Source organism: Terrimesophilobacter mesophilus, assembly GCF_014200375.1.
Lineage (GTDB): Bacteria > Actinomycetota > Actinomycetes > Actinomycetales > Microbacteriaceae > Terrimesophilobacter > Terrimesophilobacter mesophilus.
Map to the genome: position 1 here is coordinate 1,894,227 of NZ_JACHBP010000001.1, position 22,530 is coordinate 1,916,756.

Genomic DNA, 22,530 nt, shown 5'->3' on the forward strand with positions numbered 1-22,530 from the left:
GGGCCGTCGGAGCGGCAAAACTGGTCGCGCCTCCCCGGAAATCAGGCTTTCTCCGCTTAAGGTGGCTTCGTGTGGCGCGTCGGCAATCATCATGATGACTTCCTGGAAGACCCAGTGGAGCACGCGGATGACCCTGCCCACGCTCAGCAGCAGGTCACTGCACCCCACGCGCTCAGTCTCGGCGACCCGTCCTTCACGGCCGTGAACGTCGCTCAACCCACCTGGGACGGATGGCGCTCGCAGCTCGCCGAGGTGGGTGGCGCGAACCCGCTGCTGCACTTCGTCGACGGCCCGCTCACCCGCATCGAACTCGGGGCGACGCACCCCGGTGGTCTCGCGCAGTTCATCACGGGCAAGACCACCCTTCTCTCCAGCCTCATCCGCGACGACGTCGCCCTGCGGGCCGCCAAGCTCGCTGCGGCGGAGATCGCGGCGAAGTCGAGGGAACTGGCGACGACGAGGGGCATCGACTCCGTCCACCTCGGAATCGGCGTCGCGGCATGGCAGTTCGAGGACGTGGACCACCGGGCGCCGATCCTGCTTCGTCCGCTGGCGATCCGCCGCTACGGGAACGACTTCGAACTGCGGCTTCGCGGTGAGCCGCTCCTCAACCCTGCTCTGGCCACGGCGCTCGAGGAGCAGTTCCGCATCGTTCTCGATGCGCAGGGCTTCGTCGCGCTCGCGCAGCAGGATGGCTCGTTCAAACCGAATCCGGTGATCGACCGGCTCCGCGGGCTCACACGTCACCTCGAGTGGTTCAACGTCCAACCGAGGCTCATCGTGTCCTCGTTCGCGGATGTCGCCACGGGCATGGTCGCGGATGCTGCGGCCCTCGAGCATCCCATCCTCGACGCGCTCGCCGGCAATCCGAGCGCGAAATGGGCGGTCGAGGAGAGCCACTCCCCGACGGAGGTGCGCAACCCCGACGAGCGCACACCGGAAACCGACACCCTCCTGCTCGACGCGGACTCGGAGCAGGAGGACGTCATCGCCCAGATCGCGGCGGGCAATTCGGTCGTCGTGAAGACGCTTCCCGGCACCGGCGGAACCCAGACGATCGTCAACGCGATCGGCACACTCGTGCAGCAGAACAAGCGCGTACTCGTCGTGAGCCCGCGCAGGGCATCGCTGCAGGGCATCGCGCAGCGTTTCGGCGACGTCGGGCTGGTGGGACTTCCCGTTGCGCCAACGACGCTGCGGCGCGACGTCGTGCGCGCGATCGGCCGCAACGAGAAAGCGAAGGCACCCAAGCTGGCGGAAGTCGACGAGGCGCTCGTCCGACTTCGAAAAGTGCTCATCGACTACCGGGGCGCCGTGACGCGCACCGACCCGGAGCTCGGGGTCTCCGTACTCGACTGCCTGACCGAGTTGTCCAGGCTCGCGCTCCTTCCGCATCCCCCGGCGTCGACGGCGCGGCTGAGCCGCACGTCGGTCGAACTCATGTCGAAGGGGCGCGAACGGGCCGCTGAGACCATGATCAAGGCGGCGAGCCTCGGCGAATTCAAGTACGGTCCGGGCGACTCCGCCTGGTACGGCGCGACCTTCTCCACGAGCGAGAAGGCGACCCGCGCGCACGGAATAGCGAAGCAGCTGTACCACGTCGAAGTCCCGCGCCTGCTCCAGAGGGCGAGCGAACTCATCGCGGGCACGCGCATGCGGCCGTTCGAGACTGTCGCCGAACTGGGCGTCTATCTTCGGCTGCTCACGGACATCCGCGATTCGCTCGACAAGTTCCTCCCCGTGGTGTTCGAACGGTCGCTGAGCGAACTCATCGCTGCAACGAGTTCGCGCAAGGAGTCCTCCCACATGTCGTCGGCCAACCGCCGGCGCATGAGGCGACTCGCGCGGGAATACCAGCGCCCGGGAGCCCACGTCGGCGACCTCAACGATGCCCTGCGCCGCATCCAGCAGCAGCGCTTCCTGTGGCAGCGGTTCGTCGCAGAGGGAGTCTCGCCGGAGATCCCGGTGGGCATCGCCGACGTCCAGGTCGCGCACCAGCAGGTCATGCAGGATCTCGCAGCGCTCGACGAGCCGCTCGGCAACCAGACCACGGCGAGCCAGCTCGCGAACCTGCCGATCGCCAACCTGGTCGGTGGACTCGCCGATCTCGCGGCGGATTCGGATGCCCTGCACAACCTGCAGGAGCGCACGGTTCTCCTCGCGACGCTTCGTGAACTCGAACTCGACCCTCTGCTGGCCGATCTCGCATCCCGGCACGTCCCGGAGGGCCAGGTCGCCGCAGAACTGGAACTCGCCTGGTGGCGCTCGGCACTCGAGTCCCTGCTCGAGCAGGAGCGCGCGCTCCTGGGGGCGAATACGGATGTCCTCGACCGGCTCGAAGCCGACTTCCGTCTCGTGGATGAGGCCCATGCAGCCGGGAGCGCACACCTCCTCTCATGGCAGCTCGCGGAGAACTGGAGCGTCGGCCTCGTCGACTGGCCGGACGAGGCTTCCGCACTCAAGCGGGTGCTGCGCGGATCGTCGGCGACCTCGTACGCACTGCAGGAGGCTGCGCCGCACCTGTCGCGGGCGATCGCCCCGGTGTGGATCGCGTCCCCCTATGAGGTTCCGGAGATCACCGACAGCCTCCGGTTCGACACCGTGATCCTCGTCGACGCCGGCGCCATGACGATCGCTGAGAGCCTCGGCGGCATCCGTCGGTCGAAGCAGGTCGTCGCGTTCGGAGATCCGGTGACCCAGACTCCCGCTCCGTTCGTCGTGGCACTCGGTGCGGAGGATGCGGAGGAGCCGACGGTCGACGACCTCGACGCGCTGCACGCGGCATCCGCACTCGCGACCCTGGGCACCCTCCTTCCGACGCTCACCCTCACTCGCAGTTATCGCGCGGGCGGCGAGGATCTCGCCGAGCTCGTGAACCGGCGGTTCTACGCAGGGCGGATCGAGTCGATTCCGTGGGCGGGGAGCTTCCTCGGGCACGGGAGCATCCGGATCGACCACATCGACAACGGAACCGGAATGCCCGACGGTGACACCGGCGCCGTGGAGAGCGTCGATGCCGAGGTCGACCGGGTGGTGGAACTCGTGCTCGAGCACGCGCACCAGCGCCCCCACGAGTCCCTCATGGTCATCACGGCGAGCCCCCGCCACGCCGTTCGGGTGCAGCAGGCCGTCCTGCTCGCGCTCTCGACCCGGCCGGACGTGCACGACTTCATCCTGGGTGACCGAGCCGAACCGTTCATGGTCACGACGATCGAACAGGCGGTGGCGGAGAGCCGTGACCGCGTCATCTTCTCGATCGGCTACGGACGGACGCCGCACGGCAGGGTGCTGAGCGATTTCGGCTCCCTGGGACGCCCCGGTGGCGAACGGATGCTGGCTGCCGCCATGACCCGCGCACGGCGCGCGATGGTCATCGTGACCTGCTTCGAGGCCGCAGACATCGACGAGGACAGGATGCGCTTCGGTGCGATAGCGCTCGCGGAGATCCTCACCGATGTCACAGCGCGTACTCGCATCGAGTCCATTCCCGACGACAGCGATCCGATGCTCGTCGACCTCGCGCGCCGGCTGGAGTCGAGGGGGCTTCGCGTGGCCCTCGGGCACCGCGGCAAGCTGGGCCTGGTCGCGAACCACGGCGGAATGTGTCTCGCGATCGAGACGGACACGGTGCTCGGCGGCTCGAGTCTGAGGGAGTCCTTGCGCCTCCGCCCCGAACTGCTCCGGCGGCTCGGGTGGCACTACCTCCGCGTCTATGCGTTCGAACTGTTCAGCAATCCGGATGCCGTCGCCGACCGCGTCGTCAGGATGCTCGGCGCTGACAATTCACCGATCACGGAACCGATCCCCGTCCTGGCCGCGAACAGGCCGGTCGGCGGTTAGCGCGATGGATGCCGGAAGGCACGAGGCGAAGGATTCGCCAGACTGCCCGACAGACGCGGAGCACGTGGGCATGCCCCCATCCGATGAGGCGGAGGGGCAGGCCACGGGGGAACAGTCAGTTCGGCGCCATCGACGGGTGTCGACCCGGGCCGTTCCCGGGTCCGACCCGAATCCGCAGCCGGAGCCCGCACGCCATTCATCCGGGGAGAACGACGAGCGCCTGAAGGCGGACAAGCCGCCGCACTGGGGTTGACCGCGTCGAGTATTACTAGCTGAGATAGATACTAGGTTACGTTGTATCTAGCTTATGCAGTATGATCGAGGCATGCGCGAAGAGACGGCGGACACCCCCTCCACGATCGATCCGATGATCGACCCGAGGTACATCGACCCGGATCAGGTTCTGATCCCCCGCGGCGGGATGGATCCGGCCGAGCTGGAGGCTGTCATCTCCGTCCTTTCGGCAGTGCGCCGCTGGCGGGAGGCTGAAGAGCGGATGAGTGAAGAGTCCCGCCGCCAGATGCACCTCGGTGACAATGACATGAAGGCGATGCGTTTCATCATCGTGTCGACCAACTGGGGTACGTCGGCGACTCCCGGGATGATCGCGGAGCACCTGGGCATCTCCACGGCATCCACCACCAAACTCCTCGACCGGCTTGCCGCTGCCGGCCACATCACGCGCACACCGCATCCGGCCGATCGACGGGCCATCGTCATCACCGTCAACGAGCGCGCCCACGACGAGGTGCAGGAGAGGGTGGGGCGACTGCACGCGCGACGGTTCCAGGTCGCCGCGAAACTCGCCCCGGAGGAGCGGGAGGTCGTGATCCGGTTCCTGGATGATTTGTCTGCGACGGGCACTGTCGAGGCCGGCACTGTCGAGACGGGCACTGTCGAGACGGGGGATGTCGACTGATGGCGCGCAACGATTCGGCGACCGGCGCGACCGCCGGCCGGTCTCGCATCCGGTGGGCCAGGATCGGCATCCCGGCCATCCTGCTCATCATCTGGTTCGCGGCCGCGGCAATCGGTGGCCCGACATTCGGCAAGCTCTCTTCGGTCTCGAGCAACGACCAGGCTTCCTTCCTCCCTGCGACCGCAGAGTCGACGGAAGCCATCGCGTGGCAGAAGAAGTTCACCGACTCCGACGCGATCCCCGCCGTCGTCGTCATCGAGTCGACGTCGACGATCGACAGGTCGGACCTGTCCGGCTTCGCCGCGCTCGGAGAGAAGCTCGGGGAGGTCGAGGGGGTCGAGTCACCCGAATCGGGCCAGGACACATCCGTCGTCGGCCCGATCCCGTCGAAGGACGGTCTGGCCATCGAGTACATCGTCCCGATTGCCGAGTCGGATGGCCTGAGAGTCGTCATCGCCGACCTGCGCTCCGTCGTGAGCGACAATGTGCCGCACGGCATGACCGGCTACGTGACCGGCCCGGCAGGCTTGACGGCAGACCTGGTCAGCGCCTTCGGCGGCATCGACGGAATCCTGCTCCTGGTGGCGGGTGGCGCGGTGTTCCTGATCCTGCTTCTCGTCTACCGGTCGGTCGTACTGCCCTTCCTGGTCCTGCTGACGTCGGTGTTCGCGCTGTGCGCGGCCATCCTGCTCGTCTACGCCTTCGCGAGCTGGGGATGGATCTCCCTGAGTGGGCAGAGTCAGGGAATCCTGTCGATCCTCGTGATCGGAGCCGCGACGGATTACTCGCTACTCCTCGTTGCGCGGTTCAAGGAGGCCCTCGGTCACGTCGAGTCGCGCTGGAGCGCCATCCTGCGTGCGCTGCGCGCGGCATGGGAGCCCATCGTCGCGTCCGGCGCCACTGTCATCATCGCCCTGCTGTGCCTTCTGTTCTCCGACCTGAACTCGAACAAGAGTCTCGGCCCCATCGCCGCAATCGGAATCGTGTTCTCGCTCCTCGCCGCGCTCACCCTCCTGCCCACCTTCCTGGTTCTGTTCGGGCGCACGGCGTTCTGGCCGATCCGGCCGACGTATGTTCCCGATTCCGACCGGGAGCCCGCGTCGCCGGGGACCCTTCGCGGGCTCGTCGGCGTGACGGGCATCTGGCGCCGAATCGGGACTCTGGTTTCGCGACGACCGCGCGTGACCTGGATCGTCGCACTGGTTGTCCTGCTCGCCGGCGGCTCCGGCATCCTTCAGCTTCAGGCCAACGGTGTCCCGCAGACCGACCTGGTCCTCACACAATCGGATGCCGTCGATGGCCAGGCCGTTCTTGCCAGGCACTTCGATGCGGGCTCGGGAAGCCCCATTGTCGTGGTGAGCGACGAGTCGTCGGCGAACGACATCGTCAGCGCGCTCGAGGCCACGAAGGGGATCAGCTCTGCGTCGATCGTCCCCGGCACCGCGCGCCCGACCATGGACCCGACCGCGCCGCCCCCTGTGCCTGCCGTACGCGACGGCAAGGTCCTCGTCAACGCGGTGCTCGACTATGAGGCTGACTCCGACGACGCGGAGAACGTCGTGAGGGAGTTGCGAACGACGCTTCCGGCCATCGATCCTTCCGTGCTGGTCGGCGGAGTCACAGCGATCGCGCTCGACACGACGGACACCTCGTTGAGTGACCTCACGAAGATCATCCCCATCGTCCTCGTGGTGATCCTGCTCATCCTCATGCTGCTCCTGCGGTCGATCCTTGCGCCGGTGCTGCTCATCCTGAGCGTGGTCATCTCCTACGGCACCGCGCTCGGCGTGTCCGCCCTCGTCTTCAACCACGTGTTCGGGTTCCCCGGCGCGGATGCCGCGGTGCCGCTCTTCGGGTTCGTCTTCCTCGTCGCGCTCGGGGTGGACTACAACATCTTCCTCATGACGAGGGTGCGGGAGGAGTCGCTCAAACTCGGAACGAGACCCGGCATCCTGAGGGGTCTCGGCGTGACAGGCAGTGTCATCACATCGGCAGGCGTCGTGCTCGCGGCGACGTTCGCGGCGCTGTCGGTCATTCCGATCCTGTTTCTCGTGCAGATCGCCTTCATCGTGGCGTTCGGAGTCCTCGTCGACACGATCGTCGTCCGATCGCTTCTGGTACCGGCACTGTCGTACGACATCGGTCGGTCGATCTGGTGGCCGTCGAGGCTCGCCAGCTCGGCCGACTGAGTGCGACCTATTCTGTCGTGTGGCGACCGGTCGCGGGCGAAGCGAGAAGGTCGCGGATCTCGGTGAGCAGCTGGAGCTCGTCCGGCGGGACATCCTCTTCCGAGGCGCCGGCCTTGCGACGTGCTTCCGCGCGCTCCTTGAGCTTGTTCACCGGAAGCACGAGCGCGAAATACACCGCAGCGGCGACGAGGATGAACTGGATCGCCGCGGCGACAAGCGCGCCGAAGAGGATCTCGGCCTTGCCGCCGGCGAGGGTCGGAATCGTCACGATCCAGGCCCCGTTGAGGTCCTCGGCGTTGAAGAGCGCGCCGAGTGCCGGATTGATGATCCCGGTGACCAGCGCGTTGATGATGGCGGTGAACGCTGCGCCGATGACGACCGCGACGGCGAGGTCGATCACGTTGCCGCGCATGATGAATTCCTTGAATCCCTTGAACATGACTACTCCTTCTTTCCCGATCTGCTCCCGGAGCCGGGAGTCGACTGTGCCGCGGCCGCGTTCCTCGCGGGCGCTGCCTTTGCCGCCGCATCCTTCGCTGCCGGCGTGGCGGAAGTCGAGCCATCGCCCGAGGTGGACTCCTTCTTCGCCTTCTCCTTCGGTGGCGCGGCCCTGGAGTCGTTCCGGTAGAACCCTGCGCCGGTGAAGGAGACCCCGACCGGGCTGAACACCTTGCGCAAGAGGCCGCCGCAGCTGGGGCACACCGTCAGCGAATCGTCGGTGAACGACTGTTGCACATCGAAGGCGTTGCCGCATTCCGTGCATCGGTAGGAGTAGGTGGGCACAGGGTTCCTTAGTTGGCAGATCCGGTGAAACTGGTGATGCCCACCGGGGTGACGACGCCGTTGACGCGCTTGTCGTGAAGTTCGGTGGGCACGGTGTCGACGAGCTCATTGTCGAAGATCACGGCGAACACGGGTGGGCACTTCTCCATCGATCCGAGTGTGCGGTCGAAGTATCCGCGACCCCACCCCATCCGCATGCCGGTCCGGTCGACTGCCGCGGCAGGAACGATGATGAGGTCGACGTCATTGATCGCTATCGGGCCGAGGAGTTCGCCGACCGGTTCGGGCATCCCGTCGATGCCCTCCTGCTCAGCGTCGCTCGACACTGCCCAGTCGAGGAGACCGTCGTTCCTGCTCACAGGCAGCAGGACCCGGATGTCGTGCTCCTGCGCCCACTGGAGGTACGGCCGGATGTTCGGCTCGTCATGGGCAGGCAGGTACGCGGCGATGGAGTGCGCGTGAAAGTCGGAGGAGAGATCGATGAGATTCTGGGTGATCGACGCCGTCGCGTTGTCGCGCTCAGGGGACGTCATGGTGCGGCGTCGCCCCCGCAGTTCTGCACGGAGCGCCCGCTTCTGGTGGCTCTCGTCACCGCTCATACAGTCAGTTTACGGCGGCGGGAACGGTAACCTTGCCCCATGGCATTCCAGATCACCAAGGCGGTCATCCCCGCGGCGGGTCTCGGCACCCGATTCCTCCCGGCGACGAAGGCGATGCCGAAGGAAATGCTTCCGGTCGTGGACAAACCGGCCATCCAGTACGTCGTCGAGGAGGCGGTCGCGGCCGGGCTCAAGGACGTCCTCATGATCACCGGACGGAACAAGAGCGCGCTCGAGAATCATTTCGACCGGGTCGGTGAACTCGAGGCGGCGCTCGAACGCAAGGGCGACACGGTGCGCCTGCAGAAGGTCAACTATTCGACAGAGCTCGCCGAGGTGCACTACCTCCGTCAGGGTGATCCTCTCGGCCTCGGGCACGCCGTGCTGCGGGCGAGGATGCATGTCGGTAACCAGCCGTTCGCCGTGCTGCTCGGCGACGACCTGATCGACGAGCGGGATCCGCTGCTCACCCGCATGCTTCAGGTGCAGGCCGAGCGGAACGCATCCGTCATCGCACTGCTCGAAGTCGATCCCTCCCAGGCGCATCTCTACGGGATCGCCACGGTGGAGGCCGCGGATGCGCGAACGGCCGGGGATGACGATGTCGTGCGCATCACCGGACTGGTCGAGAAGCCTGCGGAGGGCACGCAGCTGTCGAACCTGGCCATCATCGGCCGATATGTACTCCGGCCGGAGATCTTCGACATCCTCGACCGCACGGAGCCGGGCAAGGGCGGCGAGATCCAACTGACGGATGCCCTCGAGACGCTTGCGGCCGACCCGTCGATCGCCGGAGGGGTGTACGGCGTCATCTTCCGGGGCCGCCGGTACGACACGGGTGATCGCCTCGACTACATCAAGGCCATCGTGCAGCTCGCCGTGGAACGGCGGGACCTCGGGCCCGACCTGCGCCCGTGGCTCAAGCAGTTCTCGAGCACGCTGGACTGATCCGTGATCATCCCCACGCTCACCGAGGGTGCAGTGACCATTCGCGGCATCAGGGTGCGGGATGCCAGGAAGCTCGAGCGCGAACTCCTCGACAACCGCACCTGGCTTCGCAAGTGGGAGGCGACCAACCCGCACGGAGCGATGAGCTTCGATGTGCGCTCCAGCATCCGGAGCCTGCTCGGCAATGCGCGGGCGGGGCTCGGACTCCCGTTCATCGTCGAGCACGACGGCGCGCTCGCCGGTCAGCTGAACGTGTCATCGATCTCGTGGGGCAGTGTGTCATCGGCGACGATCGGATACTGGGTCGCCGAACGTGTCGCCGGTAAGTCGGTCACGCCGACCGCCGTTGCCCTCGCGACGGATTTCTGCTTCTACCAGTTGGGCCTGCACCGCATGGAGATCTGCATCCGGCCGGAGAATGAGGCCTCGCTTCGCGTCGTCGAGAAGCTCGGGTTCCGCTATGAGGGTCTTCGTCGTCGGTACATCCACATCAACGGGGACTGGCGGGACCACTTCTGCTTCGCACTCGTCGTCGATGAGCTTCCGGTCGGCGTTCTGCGCCGCTGGCTCGACGGAAGGGTGCCGGATGGAGCAGGCATCGTGCCTGCTGCCGACCGTGCGGCAGCGCGGGAAGCGTTCGGGAAGCCGTAGGCACGGCGCGCCAGAGCCGCGTTCCGGGGCACTCGCCCTACCGTTAACCGCATGGGAATCGATGGGGTCGGCTCGAGCGTTGTCATCGCCCTCGCCGCCGTGCTGTGGTTCCTCTACCTCATCCCCACCTGGCTGAAGCGCAGGGAATACCTGGCGACGGAGCGCAACGCCGTGAGACTCCAGCAGACGATGCGGGTTCTCGCCGAGAGCGCGGAGGTTCCCTCCGTCGTGCGCGTCGAAGCGACGGCCAGGGCCGTCGCCGCGCAACAACGTGCACTGCGCAGGAACCAGCGGGGCGCCGGCGCCAGGGCGGCGTTCGCTGTTCCGGAAACCACGGGGTCCGGCTCCGCAGGCATCGCGCCGTTCACCGCAGCGAGTACCGCGCGCCGTCTTCGCCGATCGCGCGCGTTCGCATCGGTCGTTCTGCTCGCGTCGATCGTCGCGGGCGGTTTCGGATGGGCCGCGCTCGTCTCCGAGGGAAGCTGGCTGCTGCTCGCGGTGTCCGTGGTGGTTGCGCTCGGAGCGCTGGGGTTGCTGAGCCAGGCGGCCGCGGTCACACGTGCCCGGACGGAGCTTCGTCGTGCCGCGATCGCTTCACCGACGAGCTCGGAACTCCACGATCACGCGGACTATGCGCCGGCCCGCCCGTCCGGTTGGACTCCCGTGCCCGTGCCCAAGCCGCTCTACCTTTCGCGGCCGGCCTCGGCGGCGCCCGCCGGTCGCGTGGCCGAGGAGCATTCTCGCTCGGCCGCTTCGACCGAGCGGCGGATCGATCATGCTGCTGCCCTGCGCGTTGCCGCCGCTGAAGCCGAGAGCGCCCTGCGGGCTGCCCAGGCATCGCCCGAGGTCACGCGAATCGCCTCGCCGTCGATGCCGACAGAATCTGCGCCGAGCAGGTTCGCCTCGATGGGGATTCTGGACCCGGCAGGCAATGCGTCGGCGGACCTCGACGAGATCCTGCGCCGCCGCCGCGCCGTCGGCTGAGCCGTCCAGGGCAGCCGGTGTATCGAAACCGGCACGGCACGCGTGATAACGTAGCTACGCATCATCCGGGGCTATGGCGCAGTTGGTAGCGCGCTTCGTTCGCATCGAAGAGGTCAGGAGTTCGAATCTCCTTAGCTCCACCAAAAGTCTGTTACTCAAACTATTGACCTGAAAAAAGGCTGTCCGGCTTCGTGCTGAACGGCCTTTTCTGTCGTCGGCGGGGCTGGCATTGATGTTGAGTCTCCAGGCTCGTTCTGCTTCGCGCATTTCGCTGCTGAGCAGGGTATTGAATGGTTCGCGTAGCTCAGTGCGAATGCTGATGCCGCCTGGAGAGTTGTCATCGCAGGTCACAAGGATTCGTTCGAAGAGGGCTTGGTTGAATAGCTTTTTGATGTGATCGGGCGCGGTTTTATATGCGTTTCCACAGTGCTCGGTGAGGTCCAGGGCTGCTTGGAGATTCTTTTCGACGACATCAAAGTGGGCACTGGTTGCGGTTAGTTTGTGCTCGATCTGTGCGAGCGCGGTCGTAATGCGGTCTTGCTCTTTACCGAGAAGGTCGACCGAAATCGCACCGGCGTAGTGTGCTTCCATGAGCTTTCCTTGTTGACGCTGAAGCTTCTCCTTCTCACGCTGAAGGGATTGGTGTTCGGCTTCAACTTCGGTGCGTGCTTCTTGGAGGCCATTGCGGATCACTGTTTCTACCTGAATGCGGAACTTCGGCTCGAGCGTGATGCGCTGGTAGTGCTCGGTGATCTTCTTTTCAACTTCGTAGATGAGCACCGATTTTTGTTCGCAACGGGTCCTCTTGGAGTGCCGTCCGGCGCACATGAAGTATGGGTATTTTGCCCCAGTGGCTGAAGTGGATATTTGCACGAGGAGGCGTTCTTTGCAGGTGCCGCAGTAGACGGTGCTTTTCAGGTAGTGCGGGTGTTTGCGGACTCGTTCACCGTTGACGTGGGTGGCGAGAACTTCTTGAACTTGCTGCCAGATCATCGAGTCGATCAGCGGTTCATGACGACCGTCGTATGTGGCGTCCTGGAACCGCACTTTACCTTTGTAGTAAGGGTTGGTGAGGATTTTGTGCAGCAGCCCTTCACGGATCGGGGTCGATGGGAGTCTGGGGGTTGGCACCGTGGTCAAGCCTCGAGCGTTGAGGTGTTCGGCAAGTGAGGAGATGGTCCAATTACCGGTGGCATACAGTTCGAAGGCGAGTCGGATGAAGGGGGCGCGTTCCTCATCGATGATGACGGTTCGTACTTCGCGGCCTTCGGCATCAACATTGCGTTGGTTGCGGTAACCCAGTGGTGCGCGGCTAACGGTGCCGCCGCTTCGAGCCTTCTGGGTCATTCCTTTCATGACTTCAGCGGCAAGGTTGCGGGAGTAGAACTCTGCGATGGAAGACATGATGCCGTGGAGGAGCATGCCCGATGGGGTTTCGTCGATGCTTTCGGTAGTGGAAACCAGGCGTACTTTCGAGGCTGACAGGGCTTGGCTGATCTCCACATCATCTGCCCGGTTTCGGGCAAGGCGGTCCAGTTTGTGAACGATGACATAGTCCACCGGGTGCTCATCAACATATTCGAGCATGCGTTGCAGCTCGGGCCGATTGGCTGAACGTGCCGAGGCACCCCGGTCGACAAACTCTTTGATGACGATCGCGCCCAGGGTGGCGGCTTTTCGTTTGTTGGCGTCACGCTGTGCGGGGATGGAGAAGCCTTCCGCTTCACCGCCACGGTGGGCTTGGTCGCGGGTTGATACCCGTAAATATGACACTGCCACTTTCGGGGTGAGGCATTGCTGTAGGGCTTCAGCCAACGGTGCCGCTGTTGGTATGGGGCTCATGGATGATGGGTCTCCTCTTAGATCCTCTCCATTGACGCTCTTCTGGCCCAAAGAGTCCAGCGTCGTTGACAATTCCGCAACACTCTCCGGGGGTGTGAGAGGAGGCTTGTTGGGTTCAGGATCGGCGGGTGAAGACATGGATCTCTCCCTCTGCTGGGATCACGTGATAAATGCTGTCGAGCTGTTTGGTGATGCGGTTGTAGTCCCAGAAGACGGGTGGTGTTTCTTCGGGGATGGCGGCAAGATATTTGTCTGCGGCAGCCAGCCAACCAATGTTTCTGAGGTATTCCTCGCAGGCTTCTTGGAGGGTGGCGAAGCTGCCAACGTGTCGAGTCTCGAACTCATCCAGCAACTGAGGGCTCTCCAGTCGAGTGTCCGGCAGGGTAAGGAAAGCGGTGAAGGCGCTCTGGTAGTAGCTGGAGTAGCCGCGTCGGATACGTTCACGCTGTTCGGTGGTTGCTTCCCAGAGGTCTCGTCGTTCCTGCTCGGGATGATTCATCGGGTTGGTCTCACTTGGCGAAGGCATGGATGGTGCCTCCCAGATCGACGATGTCGTACATGTATCTGCGCAGGTGTTCAAGGAAGGCGTCGTAGTTCCACTCGAGGACACCCTCGGGGATGGTCTGCTGCCGGATGACCGTGTCGATGGCTTCAATCCAGCCGAGGCTGGCGATTTCACTTTCGATGAGTGCGTCCTCATCCGGGTAGGTGCCGACGAAGGCGTTTTCGTAATCGTCCGCGAGGGACTCGGAATTAGGGTCGATATCTTCCAAAGTCAAGTAGGCGGCAAATGGTACGCCGTGTACTTCATAAAGGGTTTGGATGGTCCGGGCCGACCGTCTCGTGGTGACACTGTTCACGCAGTGCTCAATAAAATAGTCGGCGGTACTTTTCTCGTGCGGTGCACGTTCTGGGGTGTGGTTTTCAGGGTTATTCATGGGGATGTTCTCCTTGCTGCCCACCCGTTGGATTGATGTTGTTGGCTCCTTCGCTAATGAGCGATGCGAGATGATCGAGGGTCACCACGGTGAAGAGCCGCTTGCTGATAGCCGGTTCCGCACTCAATCGCCGTTGCAGTTGCTCCCGCCGTACCGTGCCGGGCACGATCCAGACCACGGCGGGAAAGACACCGATGCGGTGCTGCTCGGTTCCAGTGCGCTGATACTCCTGGTACTGGAGGCATTTGCGGATGATCCGCGATGGCGGTTCGGTGTCACGATCCACTTCAATGAACCAGTGGTCCTCATAATCACCAGTGAGGGTTGTGATCGCCAGATCCGGTTTGAGACGCAGCGTGCCGCCACCGGAGCCGACGTAAGCGCGCCAACAGTCGGGTTCGAGTTGTGGTGGCCTCAAGGCTATGTTCGCCTCGGACGTGGCCTGTCGCAGGTACAGGTGCACTTCGGCGATGGCGAGGGTGTGCTCCAGGAAGGTGCTGGAGGGTTCAATGCTTCTCTGCCGTGACGTGCTGCCATCCTCTGTTCCTGTTGCCTTCCGAAGTAAGCGTGCGCCAGCGTCGGTGAGGTGCCAAACGTAGCCGCCGGAACCTGCCCGCACTCCACCGATCCGACGTTGCAAAGACTGCAAGAGCAGCAGTTCGGCGAGTTTGGATAGTGTCCGGCTGGCAGCACGCAGGGCCGCCGTTTCGGTCGGCTTGTCGGTAAAGATGAAGCGGGAGATCTGCTTCGTCGTCAAATAGCGGTGCTCGGCAACCACACCGAGAATCGCAGAATCTCGCCTGCTGAGCCGCTGCTGGATTCGATCAAGTTCCCTCCTGCTGATTCGACGGTTGGCCATCATGCAGCCTCCTGCCGTGATGGGATAAACCGCAGCTGATTCAGCGGGGGAGTCTTATCCGTTACCGGGGGCAATTGCCGGGTGTTGCGGGCACTGTCGCCGGGCCTTATGGTCGCGACAGGACAGGCGACCGGACACCTCTTGTCACTGATGGGCGGGGCCATTATGGTTTCCCTTTCGGCACCGGGCGACGCCCAATCGGTTCGTCCTCATCATCGGTTCCCTCGCTAGTCGGTGGTGTGAGGCCGATGGAGTGCAGCACCTCTTTTTCCACATCCTCAGCACTTCGCCCGTAACGCTTGGTGCTGGCATGCTTCAGCTCAATGGGGTCGGTTGTTGCGGGGGAGGCGGCAAGTGTTCGGGCGGACATCCACCCGGTTGCGTGACCGTCTCGCATCAGGTGGGTGTAGATGCCGAAGCGTGGCAACAGCATGAAGTCCTGCACATCTAACTGCGGTGCTTGCTTGGCCATCTCGGCTGCGTCGGTAGCATTGAGTCCGAAGACGATCCGGTTGTGTACGTTTGCGTCGACACCGGCGCGCAGTCCCGAAGGCAATTGCATCCGATATTGGTGAGCCAGTGTGAAGCCGACACCGAGACCTCGTGCTTGGCTGAGTGCATCGTCTAGGTCGGTGGGCAGCGCGAGGTAGTCCTGTACTTCATCGATGAAGACGTTCACGATGTGTCGGCGTTGGGCGGGCAATGCTGCTCGGGCCAGAGTCAGTGGCCACAGCTGCGAAACGACGAGGGAGCCAAGCAGTCGAGCACCCTCTGCCCCGAGGAGTCCTTTGTTCAAAGAGATCAGAACGATGCGTTTTTGGGTGAAGAGATCATTCATTTGGAAGCGCGGTTCGGACTGACCCAGGACCGCTCTTAGGGCAGGTCGGAGTAGAAACTGCCGGAGCTTGTTCATGACCGGTGCAATGACTTGCGCCCTCTGTTCTGGACTCATGGCATCGTAAGAGGCCCAGAACGGTGCGAGCCCAATCTTGTCGGTGATGCCACGGGTGAGTTTGGTGCGGAACTTTTGATCGGTCAGGAGCGCGGGCAGCATCGTTAAGGTCGCTCCGGGGTGCCTTGCCAGAGTGATCAGTGCGCTGGTGAGTACGTCTTGAGTGCGTGGCCCCCACGAGTCGGCGAAGAGTTCTTTGAAGACTGCCAGGATGCTATCGGCCACCAGTTCTGGATTCTTGTGGCTTCCAATAAACGGATTCAAACCGACCGGTTCAGGATCTGACGGGTCGATGACGACGACATCACTTTTGCGGTGTTCAGGGATACGCGCCAGAACATCATTGGTGAGGTCACGTTTTGGATCGATCACCAACACGCCCCGGCCCGCCTCGATGGCCTCCATGATGAGGGTCAGCATGGCGTTGGATTTACCGGCACCAGTCGGACCGAGCAGGACGGAGTGCTGCAGGGAATCTTTCGCAGTGATACCCAACGCGATGGTTGTGCCTGGGGCGGTGGTTTCCGCGAACGGGTAGCGCACGCTCGATAACCCGTCGGGTGCGGGAAGGCTGCGCGGGTGCTCACTGGGCAGACCCGGCAGTACCCCTTCACCAATTGGCCATCCCATCAGGGCGGTGAGTTCATGGGAGGACAGTCGAAGCGGCCACTGCCACGGCCGTCGCACTTCGTTGACTGCTGAAGGGTGTTCGGGTACCAGGTGCAGGCGAACACCGGCGCTTTCGGCAACGCGCAGTCCGCTGAGCACGGAGGCGATCAGGCTGCGCGCGCGACCTGGGTCGGCGGCGATAGCGCCGATGCGGATGACGCATTTGAAGCCGTGGAGGGATGTCCTTGATTTCATACTGACTCGTGCTTCAGCCGTCGCGCGTCGCACGGTGCCGCGAATGGTATCGAGCCAGGACGCGGTCGGGTCTTCCAGGTTTGTTGGAAGTAAATGTGGTGTGAGTCTGCCGCCCAGCAACACCTGGAGGACAACTTCTTCGCCTTCAACTCGTGCGCCGGTGAGGCTGGCCAGTACGCTGCGGGTGGTCGCCGTCAACCTCTCGACACTGAGAGCCAAGGACGGGTGGGTGACGCGCAGATGCCCGGCATGCTGCAACCGCGCACGTGATGCTGATCGTGTGGTGTTGACCTGAATGCCCGGTAGTAGCGCTTTCAATGTGCTCACTAAAGGGTGGATGTGGGTGGAGTCGGCAGCCAGCAGATATCGGATCTGCCCGGCACGTGCCCGTGCTTCCCAAATGATTGGACCCGTGTTGCGGTCAGATGCCAGACGCTCCAAAACCTCAAATGCGGTTTCTGGGTCGAAGGGTCTGGGCCAGTGAATCTCCCGCCACACTGGCTGGCCAACCCGACTCATTGCGAGCCTCCGTTTTCGCCGTCGCTGTCGTTTTGGTGCGTCGACTCTGTGTTGTTGTTGTCGGCTTGGTGGAGTGCAAGGGCGAGGAACGCTCGGCCAAGTTTTCGCGCATTGGGTTGCTCGTGAGGGATGGGGACGATGCGCACATTTGTTGAGGTGGTCGGTCTTCCGCGTCCTCGTCCCGTTGGTTTTCGCTTTGTCATTGCGGTGCCCCTCCCTTCGGTTGTGCGCGGTCGTCTGCCGCTTGTGCATGGTTATGGACGAAGGGGGTCGAATCGTCAAGGCTCACCAGTAGCGGTTGCGTCGCCACCAGATGAGAGTGCTGACGGCGATGGCGATAGCCACGAGGATTACCAGCACCCACCAGACTTCGAGGATCAGTTTTACGGCGATCCACACGGCAACGGCGATCCCAAGGAACACGACGGCGGCGTGCCATGCTCTCGACAGCAGCGAAATACTCTTCTCGTCGGACATAATCAATCTGGCTCATTTCTGTTCCTCGTAGCCGCCTGTTCGACGGCAAGCGCATCGGTGGTGGCGTCGTCGAAGTCCGACGGCACCGGGTAACCCCATTTCGCCAGCGAAACGTCGGAGGCGATCTCATTCCCCCAAACGCTCCAGTTCGGTGCCGGTGGGCGACGCCGGGCAAACAGTTCGAGCTTGCGAGTGTCACGCCCGCTGACCCGATCGATGACCGCGTACTGCTCATCGGGTTTTTCAGAATGAGCCTGCAACGGTGCATACATCCATGTCGGCTGCGACTTATATTGCACGGGCGCTTTGCCGCGAGTCCCAAACAGCAGGTGCTCGGTGGCGTTTCGCAGATACACGCCGAGAGTGAACCGTGGCTTGATCCATGTCAGCGGTGACCGGGGTGTGAAACCCCACGCCTCCATCACGTCGTAACCGTGACGCAACGTGGCGTTGGTAACCCAAAGCCACAGGTGCGCATTCTCTGACGAGAGCGCCTTGACCGCGTCACCCATTCCCTTGATCTGGTCCAGGGTCATCAGGTCGTAATGGCGTTCAGCACCAAGGGAGTTTCGTCCCTTCTGGAGCACGTCCCACGGTGGGTCGGCGCAAATCACATCCCAGGTTGCGGCTGGAGATGTCGGCACCTCCGCACCTAGCGAGTTCTGGGTGTCGTCATGAATGTGTGTGGTCATAATGGACTCCTTTCGTCTGTCAACGCGGTGACCGCGACTGTGGGCGGCTGGTTGAATGTTTTCCGGCATGGTTATGGGGCATCAGGTCTGATCTGACAACACAACGTGCGACACCAATTCGTAGCGATATGCGGTTCGGCTGCTGCGAGATCTGATAGGGGTGGCCGTGTCGTGTCTATTAGAGGTAGTGGCTAGGTGAGACGTTGTAGCGAAATACACAACGACGTGGCCCGAACGAAGGCCCGCAGCTCCTCTGCGGACCTCCGCTCATGGCCGCTCATTGCTTCGGTGGCAGTTGGCCCGAGGCGAGGTACGACTCGCGGATAAGCGCCTTGCGAGCCTCGTGAGCATCCGCACCCAACTCTGAAGCAAGCTGGAAAATGGCCGCCCGCATCCGCTCCTGAGCCACATCAAGCTCACGCTCGATCCGGGTCCGACGCCGATCACTCAACTCCTTCAGCCATTCCACGAACAACACCACTCCAATCAGAATCAGGCAGGTGAGTGCTAGCACGAGCAAGACCGCACTGAACGGGTTCGGCATGATCATCACCACCTCTGGATTGCTTGGGCAGCGCCCATCGCGTAGGCGTCAACAATGTGCTTGTAGCGTGCCTCCCCGATCGGGGCGACCTGGATCAGGTGCTGCTCCAGAGCCGACAAGGCACCGACATTCTGTAGTGCCGTATTCGTCAGCAAGGCCCGACCTTGCTCACGAGTGTCGGCCACCAGAGCCTGTGCCTGTACGCGCTCGATCTCGCGTCCAGCCTGCCGCTGCATACTGCCGGACATCTGAGCCAGCCCATTCGAACTGAATGCACCGCCCAGCGGTGCAAGTTCCGTACTGTTCACTTTTCCTCCTTGTTCAGATCAGTTGCGGTGAATGCCGCACTTCAAGGGTCGAACAAAGCAGCGGGTGCGTCACTGACACGAAACTGACACCATGAACTGATGAAGGATGATCCGCTACGTCAGCAACTTCTTCGCGAGCTGCGAGAGTTACGTCGTGGTGAAGGTGCGCTCGTACCCGAGCAGATCGCAGTCTGTGAAGCGCTCGTGAGAGTCGTCGGAATGGGCAGTGTCGAGCAAGCGCACGCCACACTCTTTGAAATGTTCAAGCGCTATTCGGTCGACCCCAATGGAGACGTTCGCGCCTACCTTGAGACAAGCGGAATCGGTCTCGAAGGACACTCGCTAAACCATCGGCTCGATGCATACGCTGCTGCCCACCACGTCGATCGTCGGACCGGTCTTCGACGAAGTGACAGGGGCGCACAAAAGCTCGCGACTTTGTTCCGCGACGAAGAACTGTTCTTCAGGCCTTGGGGCCACCTGACCATGTACCAGTTTGGACGGAGCGTCCTAACGACGATCGCGCTCCAAATTGACCCGCAATCCGAGTATCAGACACCCGTGGTGTGGGTAAATGATGAGGTAGTCGACGGCTTAGAGTTTCGCTTTGAAGCGCCCAACCAGACCACCGGATATGTGCGAGCGGTCGAGCACATCGATAACTTCAAGTTGATTCCAGAGGCGCAATGGTTGTTCAAGGTTGATGTCGAATGGCGCATGGCGGTATGGCCACAATGGGTTCTCGCGGCACAGCTTGCAGACCCGCGTCTCGTGGCCAAGATCCAAACACAGCGAAACTTCATGACCGAGGCGACGATCACTTGGGGCGCATGGCCAGCTGGCGAAATCCCAAAGACTGAGAACTTCGCCGGTTTCCCGACACACGTCCCGGTCGTTAGAGGAGTAGAGCACGACGAGTCGGTTTAGATCGTCGCCCTTTAAGAAAAATGCTGATCGTGGTATAAGTAGAGGAGAATTCAGTATCCGGTTCGAGGTTTCTCCCGGAGGTGGATCACCCGAAGTGGGACAGTGCTTGTGTCTGCAGTCGTCGGTAGCCTGAGAGCAAGCTTTGTGGATAACTAACGCACACACCTTGGTGTGGAGGAGAGCACGCACGACATGACCTATCAAATGACGAACGAATCAGGCTTGACGAGCGCGTCTTCGAGGGTGGTGGTGTGACCGTGGCACTAAAGAAGTCAGATCTATATAGCTCCCTATGGAAGGGGGCCGACGAACTTCGTGGCGGCATGGATGCCTCCCAGTACAAGGACTATGTCCTCACACTCCTGTTCGTGAAGTACGTCACTGATAAGGCCAAGTCTGACAAGAACAGCCTGATTGATGTGCCTGCTGGTGGCTCTTTCGATGATCTCATCACATTCAAGGGTGACAAGGAGATTGGCGACAAGGTCAACAAGGCGATCGCAAAACTTGCTGAAGCTAACGACTTGCAGAAGGTCATCGACCTCGCCGACTTCAACGATGAGGAGAAGCTCGGCAAGGGCAAGGAGATGCAGGATCGCCTGACGAACCTGATCTCGATCTTCCAAGATCTCGACTTCCGCGGCTCACGCGCCGAAGGAGACGATCTACTCGGCGATGCCTATGAGTATCTGATGCGGCACTTCGCAACGGAATCTGGAAAATCAAAGGGGCAGTTCTATACCCCTGCCGAGGTCTCGCGAATCATGGCGCAGCTGATCGGCATCAAGCCGAGCACGCCTTACTCGGCGACAGTTTATGATCCCACCTGCGGCTCGGGATCACTTCTCCTCAAGGTTGCCGATGCCGCGCCGCACGGCCTGACGATCTACGGACAGGAAAAGGATAACGCGACCTGGGCGCTGGCCAAGATGAACATGATCCTGCATGGCAACGAGATTGCTGACATCCGCAAGGGCGATACGATCGCCAGCCCGCAGTTCACCACGAACGACCGTCTCGACACCTTCGATTTCCTGGTCGCCAACCCGCCGTTCTCCGTCAAGTCATGGGCCAATGGCCTCGAGAACGAATACGGTCGATTCGACGGGTATGGCCGCCCTCCTGAGAAGAATGGCGACTTCGCCTTCTTGCTTCACATGCTCAAGTCGCTCAAGAGCACCGGAAAGGGCGCAGTGATCCTGCCACACGGAGTCCTGTTCCGCGGTAACGCAGAGGCGACTATCCGAAAAGTGATCATTAAGCGTGGCTATATCAAGGGCATCATCGGTCTACCGGCGAATCTCTTCTACGGCACTGGTATCCCAGCCTGCATCATCATTATCGACAAAGAAAATGCTCAGGCGCGCACTGGACTCTTCATGATTGATGCCTCGAAAGGCTTCGAGAAGGATGGGCCAAAGAACCGCTTGCGTCCGCGTGACATGCACAAGATCACCGATGCGTTCACCAAGCAGGTAGAGATTCCCGGTTACTCACGCATGGTGCCTCTGAGCGAGATCGAGAATGCGGCCAACGACTTCAACCTCAACATTCCCCGCTACATCGACTCCTCCGAACCGGAGGATATCCAAGACCTCCATGCACATATCCATGGCGGTATTCCAAACCGCGACATCGATGCCCTTGACGCTTACTGGACGGCCTTCCCGTCACTGAGGTTTGAACTCTTACGACCCCTTCGAGAGGGGTACTCCGAGCTCGCCGTCGAAAAGGACGACATTCAAGCGACTATCACGAACTCGGCCGAATACCAGTCGTTCAACTCGGCCACTGGCGATCTCGTATCGGAATGGTGGAGCGGACATCGCGAACAGCTTGCCGGGATCTCCGGCACGACAAGACCCGGTGATCTCATCAGTGGCTTGTCCGAGAACCTGCTCGACAGCTTCCACCCTCGACCCCTCGTGGACGAGTACGCGGTCTACGAACAGCTCATGAGCTACTGGAATCAGACAATGCACGACGACGTCGCGCTGGTCATGAACGAAGGCTGGGATGGTGCGGCCAAACCCCGCAAGACGATCGAGGACAAGGACCGCAAGCTATCTGAATTGCCAGATCTTGTCATCGGTTCTGGTCGGAATGCCTCAAAGTACAAAATGGATCTCGTTCCGCCCGCACTCATTGTGGCTCGCTACTTCGCTGACGAGAAGGCGAAGCTCGACCAGCTAAGTGCAGAGGTTGAGAGCGCAGCGCAGGTGATCGAAGAGTTAGTGGAAGAGAACTCCGGCGAAGAGGGGCTCTTTGCCGATGCGATGGATGACGGCAAGATTACCAAGGCGCTGGCACGCGTTCGGCTTCGCGATGCCAAGCGAGAGGACCCACGAAGCGATGAAGTTACTGCTCTCTCAAAACTAATTGCGCTCTACGACGTAGAAACTGCCGCAAAGAAGTCCGTGAAGGATGCAGGAACGACGCTCGACCAGGCCACGCTTGCTCAATACGGGAAACTTTCGATTGCTGACATCCAGCAATTAGTGATAGAGGACAAGTGGAGGGCGACTGTCGAGCAACGGATCTATGCGGAGGTTGCAGGACTCACCCTGAGGCTTATCACACGCATCACTGAGCTCGGTGATCGATATGACAAGACGTTAAGTGCGCTCAGCACCGAGGTCGAGGTGCAGAGCGCCAAAGTTGCGAGCAGTCTTGCTGCAATGGGGGTCGAGTAAGT

At 62.2% G+C, this 22,530-nt stretch carries 20 protein-coding genes, 1 tRNA gene and 1 pseudogene; 10 read left to right on the forward strand and 12 right to left on the reverse strand.

What is annotated here, in order from left to right:
* Positions 1 to 69 precede the first annotated feature (69 nt).
* The 3 genes from BKA04_RS09380 (at position 70) to BKA04_RS09390 (ending at position 6,948) form a co-directional block, all read left to right on the forward strand.
* Positions 70 to 3,840, forward strand: coding sequence for a DUF4011 domain-containing protein (locus BKA04_RS09380; protein ID WP_416237009.1), 3,771 nt, complete (start codon positions 70 to 72; stop codon positions 3,838 to 3,840).
* A 325-nt stretch (positions 3,841 to 4,165) separates the two neighbouring features.
* Complete coding sequence (locus BKA04_RS09385; protein ID WP_232842022.1) at positions 4,166 to 4,759, forward strand: MarR family winged helix-turn-helix transcriptional regulator; 594 nt, start codon at positions 4,166 to 4,168, stop codon at positions 4,757 to 4,759.
* The gene (locus BKA04_RS09390; RefSeq protein ID WP_104096174.1) at positions 4,759 to 6,948 is read left to right on the forward strand and encodes an MMPL family transporter; all 2,190 of its coding nucleotides are present in this window, start codon (positions 4,759 to 4,761) and stop codon (positions 6,946 to 6,948) included. Before BKA04_RS09385 ends, BKA04_RS09390 begins: the two co-directional genes overlap by 1 nt.
* A gap of 7 nt (positions 6,949 to 6,955) precedes the next feature.
* Here BKA04_RS09390 and mscL read toward each other — a convergent pair whose 3' ends face one another.
* Genes mscL through BKA04_RS09405 form a run of 3 tightly spaced genes read right to left on the reverse strand, consistent with a single transcriptional unit; the run spans position 6,956 to position 8,330 of the window.
* Positions 6,956 to 7,387, reverse strand: a complete 432-nt coding sequence (mscL, locus tag BKA04_RS09395; protein WP_104096175.1) for a large conductance mechanosensitive channel protein MscL — start codon at positions 7,385 to 7,387, stop codon at positions 6,956 to 6,958.
* A 2-nt stretch (positions 7,388 to 7,389) separates the two neighbouring features.
* Positions 7,390 to 7,731, reverse strand: a complete 342-nt coding sequence (locus tag BKA04_RS09400; RefSeq protein ID WP_104096176.1) for an FmdB family zinc ribbon protein — start codon at positions 7,729 to 7,731, stop codon at positions 7,390 to 7,392.
* 8 nt (positions 7,732 to 7,739) lie between these two features.
* Entirely contained in the window at positions 7,740 to 8,330 is a 591-nt protein-coding gene (locus tag BKA04_RS09405; protein ID WP_104096177.1) for a 5-formyltetrahydrofolate cyclo-ligase, read from the reverse strand.
* 39 nt (positions 8,331 to 8,369) lie between these two features.
* Here BKA04_RS09405 and BKA04_RS09410 point away from each other — a divergent pair, with 39 nt between their 5' ends.
* The 5 genes from BKA04_RS09410 to BKA04_RS09430 all read left to right on the forward strand — a co-directional run bounded on the left by BKA04_RS09410 (position 8,370) and on the right by BKA04_RS09430 (position 11,771).
* Positions 8,370 to 9,278 carry a UTP--glucose-1-phosphate uridylyltransferase gene (locus tag BKA04_RS09410; RefSeq protein WP_104096178.1) on the forward strand — a complete coding sequence of 303 codons (909 nt, stop codon included), beginning with the start codon at positions 8,370 to 8,372 and terminating at the stop codon, positions 9,276 to 9,278.
* Between the two features lie 3 nt (positions 9,279 to 9,281).
* Positions 9,282 to 9,929, forward strand: coding sequence for a GNAT family N-acetyltransferase (locus tag BKA04_RS09415; protein ID WP_232842023.1), 648 nt, complete (start codon positions 9,282 to 9,284; stop codon positions 9,927 to 9,929).
* Between the two features lie 51 nt (positions 9,930 to 9,980).
* The gene (locus tag BKA04_RS09420; RefSeq protein WP_104096179.1) at positions 9,981 to 10,913 is read left to right on the forward strand and encodes a hypothetical protein; all 933 of its coding nucleotides are present in this window, start codon (positions 9,981 to 9,983) and stop codon (positions 10,911 to 10,913) included.
* A 67-nt stretch (positions 10,914 to 10,980) separates the two neighbouring features.
* Positions 10,981 to 11,056, forward strand: a tRNA-Ala gene (locus BKA04_RS09425).
* A gap of 358 nt (positions 11,057 to 11,414) precedes the next feature.
* Positions 11,415 to 11,771, forward strand: coding sequence for a hypothetical protein (locus BKA04_RS09430; RefSeq protein ID WP_104096180.1), 357 nt, complete (start codon positions 11,415 to 11,417; stop codon positions 11,769 to 11,771).
* Here BKA04_RS09430 and BKA04_RS12350 read toward each other — a convergent pair.
* The 9 genes and pseudogenes from BKA04_RS12350 to BKA04_RS09475 all read right to left on the reverse strand — a co-directional run.
* Positions 11,712 to 12,893 (reverse strand): annotated as a pseudogene (locus tag BKA04_RS12350) (recombinase family protein); the annotation flags it as partial. The gene BKA04_RS09430 and the pseudogene BKA04_RS12350 overlap by 60 nt on opposite strands.
* The gene (locus BKA04_RS09440) at positions 12,871 to 13,254 is read right to left on the reverse strand and encodes a hypothetical protein (protein WP_104096181.1); all 384 of its coding nucleotides are present in this window, start codon (positions 13,252 to 13,254) and stop codon (positions 12,871 to 12,873) included. The pseudogene BKA04_RS12350 and the gene BKA04_RS09440, both read right to left, overlap by 23 nt.
* Positions 13,255 to 13,264: 10 nt before the next feature.
* Entirely contained in the window at positions 13,265 to 13,717 is a 453-nt protein-coding gene (locus tag BKA04_RS09445) for a hypothetical protein (RefSeq protein ID WP_134542280.1), read from the reverse strand.
* Complete coding sequence (locus BKA04_RS09450) at positions 13,686 to 14,555, reverse strand: replication-relaxation family protein (RefSeq protein WP_104096183.1); 870 nt, start codon at positions 14,553 to 14,555, stop codon at positions 13,686 to 13,688. Before BKA04_RS09450 ends, BKA04_RS09445 begins: the two co-directional genes overlap by 32 nt.
* 160 nt (positions 14,556 to 14,715) lie before the next feature.
* Positions 14,716 to 16,887 (reverse strand): type IV secretory system conjugative DNA transfer family protein, encoded by a 2,172-nt coding sequence (locus tag BKA04_RS09455; protein WP_167309720.1) that lies wholly within the window; start codon positions 16,885 to 16,887, stop codon positions 14,716 to 14,718.
* Positions 16,888 to 17,172: 285 nt separating this feature from the next.
* Positions 17,173 to 17,364, reverse strand: a complete 192-nt coding sequence (locus tag BKA04_RS09460) for a hypothetical protein (protein WP_104096185.1) — start codon at positions 17,362 to 17,364, stop codon at positions 17,173 to 17,175.
* Positions 17,365 to 17,366: 2 nt separating this feature from the next.
* Positions 17,367 to 18,056, reverse strand: coding sequence for an MT-A70 family methyltransferase (locus BKA04_RS09465; protein ID WP_104096186.1), 690 nt, complete (start codon positions 18,054 to 18,056; stop codon positions 17,367 to 17,369).
* A 277-nt stretch (positions 18,057 to 18,333) separates the two neighbouring features.
* The gene (locus BKA04_RS09470; protein WP_104096187.1) at positions 18,334 to 18,606 is read right to left on the reverse strand and encodes a hypothetical protein; all 273 of its coding nucleotides are present in this window, start codon (positions 18,604 to 18,606) and stop codon (positions 18,334 to 18,336) included.
* Positions 18,606 to 18,908 (reverse strand): hypothetical protein, encoded by a 303-nt coding sequence (locus tag BKA04_RS09475; protein WP_134542283.1) that lies wholly within the window; start codon positions 18,906 to 18,908, stop codon positions 18,606 to 18,608. Before BKA04_RS09475 ends, BKA04_RS09470 begins: the two co-directional genes overlap by 1 nt.
* A gap of 99 nt (positions 18,909 to 19,007) precedes the next feature.
* On the opposite strand from BKA04_RS09475, the gene BKA04_RS09480 reads away from it, so the two are divergent.
* Both BKA04_RS09480 and BKA04_RS09485 read left to right on the forward strand, forming a co-directional pair.
* Entirely contained in the window at positions 19,008 to 19,835 is an 828-nt protein-coding gene (locus BKA04_RS09480; RefSeq protein ID WP_134542284.1) for a hypothetical protein, read from the forward strand.
* Positions 19,836 to 20,086: 251 nt separating this feature from the next.
* Positions 20,087 to 22,528 (forward strand): type I restriction-modification system subunit M, encoded by a 2,442-nt coding sequence (locus tag BKA04_RS09485; RefSeq protein ID WP_333473438.1) that lies wholly within the window; start codon positions 20,087 to 20,089, stop codon positions 22,526 to 22,528.
* Positions 22,529 to 22,530: the final 2 nt, after the last annotated feature.

What these genes read in the sequence shown, in the direction of transcription:
- BKA04_RS09385 (WP_232842022.1), top strand. Translation starts at nt 4,166, where the DNA reads ATGCGCGAAGAGACGGCGGACACCCCCTCCACGATCGATCCGATGATC.
- BKA04_RS09390 (WP_104096174.1), top strand. Translation starts at nt 4,759, where the DNA reads ATGGCGCGCAACGATTCGGCGACCGGCGCGACCGCCGGCCGGTCTCGC.
- mscL (WP_104096175.1), bottom strand. Translation starts at nt 7,387, where the DNA reads ATGTTCAAGGGATTCAAGGAATTCATCATGCGCGGCAACGTGATCGAC.
- BKA04_RS09405 (WP_104096177.1), bottom strand. Translation starts at nt 8,330, where the DNA reads ATGAGCGGTGACGAGAGCCACCAGAAGCGGGCGCTCCGTGCAGAACTG.
- BKA04_RS09410 (WP_104096178.1), top strand. Translation starts at nt 8,370, where the DNA reads ATGGCATTCCAGATCACCAAGGCGGTCATCCCCGCGGCGGGTCTCGGC.
- BKA04_RS09420 (WP_104096179.1), top strand. Translation starts at nt 9,981, where the DNA reads ATGGGAATCGATGGGGTCGGCTCGAGCGTTGTCATCGCCCTCGCCGCC.
- BKA04_RS09440 (WP_104096181.1), bottom strand. Translation starts at nt 13,254, where the DNA reads ATGAATCATCCCGAGCAGGAACGACGAGACCTCTGGGAAGCAACCACC.
- BKA04_RS09450 (WP_104096183.1), bottom strand. Translation starts at nt 14,555, where the DNA reads ATGATGGCCAACCGTCGAATCAGCAGGAGGGAACTTGATCGAATCCAG.
- BKA04_RS09455 (WP_167309720.1), bottom strand. Translation starts at nt 16,887, where the DNA reads ATGAGTCGGGTTGGCCAGCCAGTGTGGCGGGAGATTCACTGGCCCAGA.
- BKA04_RS09460 (WP_104096185.1), bottom strand. Translation starts at nt 17,364, where the DNA reads ATGTCCGACGAGAAGAGTATTTCGCTGCTGTCGAGAGCATGGCACGCC.
- BKA04_RS09465 (WP_104096186.1), bottom strand. Translation starts at nt 18,056, where the DNA reads ATGACCACACACATTCATGACGACACCCAGAACTCGCTAGGTGCGGAG.
- BKA04_RS09470 (WP_104096187.1), bottom strand. Translation starts at nt 18,606, where the DNA reads ATGATCATGCCGAACCCGTTCAGTGCGGTCTTGCTCGTGCTAGCACTC.
- BKA04_RS09480 (WP_134542284.1), top strand. Translation starts at nt 19,008, where the DNA reads ATGAAGGATGATCCGCTACGTCAGCAACTTCTTCGCGAGCTGCGAGAG.